Origin of the sequence: Aeromonas sobria (assembly GCF_050266975.1) — a bacterium.
Classification (GTDB): domain Bacteria; phylum Pseudomonadota; class Gammaproteobacteria; order Enterobacterales; family Aeromonadaceae; genus Aeromonas; species Aeromonas sobria_B.
On the sequence record NZ_JBKISU010000064.1, the window covers coordinates 1 to 3936 of the forward strand.

5 protein-coding genes are annotated in these 3936 nt (G+C 43.3%); all 5 read right to left on the reverse strand.

The genetic code is table 11. The features are described 5' to 3' along the window. Window positions 1-238: 238 nt before the first annotated feature. The 5 genes from ACLHZ1_RS20325 to ACLHZ1_RS20345 all read right to left on the reverse strand — a co-directional run bounded on the left by ACLHZ1_RS20325 (window position 239) and on the right by ACLHZ1_RS20345 (window position 3827). Entirely contained in the window at window positions 239-1054 is an 816-nt protein-coding gene (locus ACLHZ1_RS20325) for a hypothetical protein (RefSeq protein WP_427263504.1), read from the reverse strand. Window positions 1055-1234: 180 nt separating this feature from the next. Next, window positions 1235-1699 (reverse strand): RidA family protein, encoded by a 465-nt coding sequence (locus ACLHZ1_RS20330; RefSeq protein ID WP_427263505.1) that lies wholly within the window; start codon window positions 1697-1699, stop codon window positions 1235-1237. A gap of 35 nt (window positions 1700-1734) precedes the next feature. Further along, window positions 1735-2565: a PhzF family phenazine biosynthesis protein gene (locus ACLHZ1_RS20335; RefSeq protein WP_427263506.1), complete on the reverse strand. Its 831-nt coding sequence runs from the start codon at window positions 2563-2565 to the stop codon at window positions 1735-1737. Window positions 2566-2611: 46 nt separating this feature from the next. Further along, window positions 2612-2959 (reverse strand): RidA family protein, encoded by a 348-nt coding sequence (locus ACLHZ1_RS20340; protein WP_427263507.1) that lies wholly within the window; start codon window positions 2957-2959, stop codon window positions 2612-2614. Window positions 2960-3083: 124 nt separating this feature from the next. Continuing rightward, complete coding sequence (locus ACLHZ1_RS20345) at window positions 3084-3827, reverse strand: substrate binding domain-containing protein (protein ID WP_427263508.1); 744 nt, start codon at window positions 3825-3827, stop codon at window positions 3084-3086. Between the last annotated feature and the right edge of the window lie 109 nt (window positions 3828-3936).

The following is a 3936-nucleotide window of genomic DNA, read 5'->3' on the forward strand; positions in this document are numbered from 1 at the left end:
TCGGCCTGTTTGAGGATGGCGATGATTTGGGCATCGCTAAAGCGTGATGTTTTCATGTAGAACCTCCTGCGTTCAAGATACGAGAAAATTCTACTTATGAGCACCCCAGGTTTTCGGGGGGATTACCCTGGCAGTGGAGAAGATCAAAACTCATTGTTCGATACCGCAAAAAGAAAGTTGTATGAAGATGAGTTAATCACAGGCAATCGATGTCGCGTAATGCTATAAGAGATTGTTTTTATCTGTTGAAAATAAATAAGTGCAGTAATGCTCTCACCAAGATTCCTAATAATATCCCTGGCATTGCATATTTAAATAGTCGTACAAAACGATAACTCAAACCCAAGAATATACCTACACCTGGCAAGTCGAATGTATTAACCAGAAATCCGGCGGAGGTATTTACCTGCGTAGCGGACATATTGCCTTGTTGAATCAAATCTGTCGCAACACCTAAATAAGCAGTCCCTCCACCTAGGTATTTTTCCAGAGTGGGCATAACAAACATGGAAGATATATCGACGGCGTTCAACAGAGGCAATAATGTATGCTCTAGAGCTGTAACGGCTCCAGCGACTTTGAGAATGCCGACAATAGTAATTGACAAAGTTAGCATTGGAATAGCACCTACAGCTAATCGAATTGAGTCAATGCCGGCATCATTAATCACCTTTATTAAACTACTATGGGACGAATTGTCATTTGATTCTTGGTCTGAAGAATGGCTGTCTTTATCTGATAAATTTTGCCCTGAGAAATACCAAGTCAATGAAGATGCACATAATCCACCGATGATAGAAATGACAATTACCGCCATCCAGTTGAGGCCTAAAGGGATCATTGGATAGAGAATATTGCCTTGCGCCATTGCTAATAGCATCGCCAAGGTTGCGGCTAAGTGCCGGTCTGATACACCTCTACTTTGCATAATAGACAACGTAGCAAGTGGAGCCGCGAAACTGATAAAGTTCATCTGAAGTAAGGCGAAGGTGCTCATTCCCATTAAGCCAAATGGCTTAAAAATTGGAGTCAGCTTCTTAACGATGATATCCATTACCCCCTTTTTTCCAGTACTTTCATGATACACAGCATGACTATCATGACAGGGAGAAGCGTATAGAGCGCGATATCAACAGAGAACCGACCTGAAGACAAAATAATTTCAATGAATGACATGCTGGATTCCTGAAAGATACCTTTAGCCTTAAAGTAGAGGTCTATTAAAGTTGTGTATTTATTTAATTGAGAAGATGGCATCTACTTGAAGAATCATATTAAAAGGCAGTGAATTCGCACCCATAACAGAGCGGGTGTGATAGCCCCTCTCGCCTAAAACTTCGACCAGTAAGTCAGAACAACCGTTTACAACTTTGGCATGGTCAATGAAGCTATCGCTGGCATTGACCATACCAAATAATTTAACGACCGAATCAATACGTGATAAATAACCTAATGCATCTTTAGCAACGGCTAGTATTTGTAACCCCACATTACGCCCAGCCAAATAACCTTCCTGTACGGTAAGATCGTTACCCAAAGTTCCTGTTATAAATTGCCCATTTTCACTTCTTGGTCCTTGCCCAGATAGATAAAGCATATTTCCAACTAAACGAGCAGGTTGATATTGACCTGCCGGTTTAGGAGCTGAGGGTAAAATAATATTAAGTGATTCAAGTTTTTTCTCTGGTGATATTGGCATACCAGTCTTCTCAATCAGTAGTGAATATTATTTGATCAGCTAAGCAATCGTGCACTGCCTAACACTTTGATCCCAGAGCCAATTTGAGGTGAGATCTCAGCGGTTAAGCATGAAGGCATACCCATATCTTCCCCTTGATAAATCACGATAGATCCCTGATGTGGCCAAGTGATATCTCGGAGATATCCAGAAAGTGCTGCTGCCGCCGCTCCAGTTGCAGGGTCTTCAAATACTCCTCCTACAGGAAACGGATTTCGTGAGTGGAATAGTTGATTCTGCTCAGCGTAAATCAGGTTGAATGTCACCAACTTTTCTCGAAGAGATAAATGACGACCGTCTTCTTGGTTATACTGCATCGCTTGCAATGTTTGTCTGTCTTTTAAGGCAAGGATCAAGTGATCTCCACCGCCATGAGCTATCGCAGGCGGAATTCGTAGATCAAGGTTCGCCTCACTGAGGCCAAATAAAGCGAGGGCTTCAGCGAGTAATTCCTTACTAATTGGGCGGCTATGAGTAGGTGGAGAGATAAATGAAGCCCCCCAGTCCTGCTCAGAGAAGTAGCCTTCGACGCTGATTTGCGCGTGATTGAGTGTTAAGTGAAAGGTTCCAGGCCCAAAATCTCGCGCAAGAGCGGAGCCGAGCGCAATGGTTGCATGACCGCAAAAGTCTACTTCTACTTCTGGTGAAAAATACCGAACTCGCCAACCTGTATCGTTAGGTGCTGCAAATACTGTTTCTGAATAACCAATATCTGCTGCCAATGTTTGCATCGTTTTGGTGTCAGGCATCAATTCACATAGAACAACGCCAGCGGGATTTCCCCCTTCTGAACCGTTTGAGAATGCAGCGATGCGCTGAATATTCATAATGTTTTTCTCCGAAAATAAGGAATTACAAAGATATGACAATATATCAACGGTTAAGCGGTTCAAAGGAGGCCACTAAGTCTATTTCAACCAAAGCATCTTCAAGAGCCAGTTGTGAGATAACGGTTGAACGAGTAGGAAAATGATCACCAAATGCGCGGGAAAACGCGGCATCAAATTTCTGAAAATTATTGCGTTCGGTAATCCATACACCGGCTTTTACGACGTTTTCTGGCCCCAACTTATATTCAGCCAAAACCTTAAACTGATGAGCAAGAATTAAAGCTGTCTGCTCTTCAATATCCCCTTGGATTTTTCCGTTGCTATCAAACGCAAGTTGACCAGATAAGAAAAGTAGCGAGCCTGTTTTTATTGCTGGTGAAAGGTGTGGCATTTTGAAATCTCCTGTATTTTCTGCTGGAGATGATTGTGTCAACATGCACGGTGGGAGGCAATATCTTAAATTTGCACAATACTCATGCATTATTTGCACGAATCAGGCTTAAAAGTAGCACTAACTATTTCCATGGTACTGGCTGAAATAGCTGTGAAATCCATTCACCAAATGCGTCCGTTCGAGCTGATACATAGTGACGCGACGCTCGAACCAGATAGATGCCGCCATCACTATCAAAATGCCATTGCGGCATCAGTTGTACTAAGGTCCCTGTATGTATGTCTTGAGCAACAAGCCATTCTCCGGCACCAAGTATTCCAATGCCAGCCCGTGCTGCTTCTAGCATGGCGATACTATCGTTAGTGACTAAGGTTCCGTTGGTACGAACCATAGCTAGTTGCCGTCCATCGGAAAGGCGCCAAATTGGGTAGGAGTGAAGACTCGGGTTACCGATACAGTTGTGCTCAAGTAGTTGGTCTGGCTCTATAGGCGTTCCATGCTGTTGCAAATATTTAGGTGACGCAACGAGAATTCGTTTATGACTGGTCAGCTTACGTGCAACGAGACGACTGTCGGTCAGATGCCCAATTCGAATGGCAGCATCAAAGCCACCTTCAATAAGATCGACATAATTATCACTATAGCTAATATCTAGCTCTAGATTGGGATACATCACCATGAATTCCGGAATTTTCGGTGCTAACCACAAACGTCCCATAGTGGCTGGAAAAGCCAGTTTTAGTCTTCCACTTAGATTATTCGCATTTTCAGTCGCTTCTTCCTGCGCTTCCTCTATAAGGTCAGTCGCTACCCTATATTTATCAGCCAGACGTTTGCCTGTATCAGTTAGGGAAGGTGCGAACAAGTCCCTGATATGAGATCATGTTTGTCATCTGGAGCCATGGAACAGGGTTCATCATGAGTCATCAACTTACCTTCGCCGACAGTGAATTCAGCAGTAAGCGCCGTCAGAC

What these genes read in the sequence shown, in the direction of transcription:
- ACLHZ1_RS20325 (WP_427263504.1), bottom strand. Translation starts at nt 1,054, where the DNA reads ATGGATATCATCGTTAAGAAGCTGACTCCAATTTTTAAGCCATTTGGC.
- ACLHZ1_RS20330 (WP_427263505.1), bottom strand. Translation starts at nt 1,699, where the DNA reads ATGCCAATATCACCAGAGAAAAAACTTGAATCACTTAATATTATTTTA.
- ACLHZ1_RS20335 (WP_427263506.1), bottom strand. Translation starts at nt 2,565, where the DNA reads ATGAATATTCAGCGCATCGCTGCATTCTCAAACGGTTCAGAAGGGGGA.
- ACLHZ1_RS20340 (WP_427263507.1), bottom strand. Translation starts at nt 2,959, where the DNA reads ATGCCACACCTTTCACCAGCAATAAAAACAGGCTCGCTACTTTTCTTA.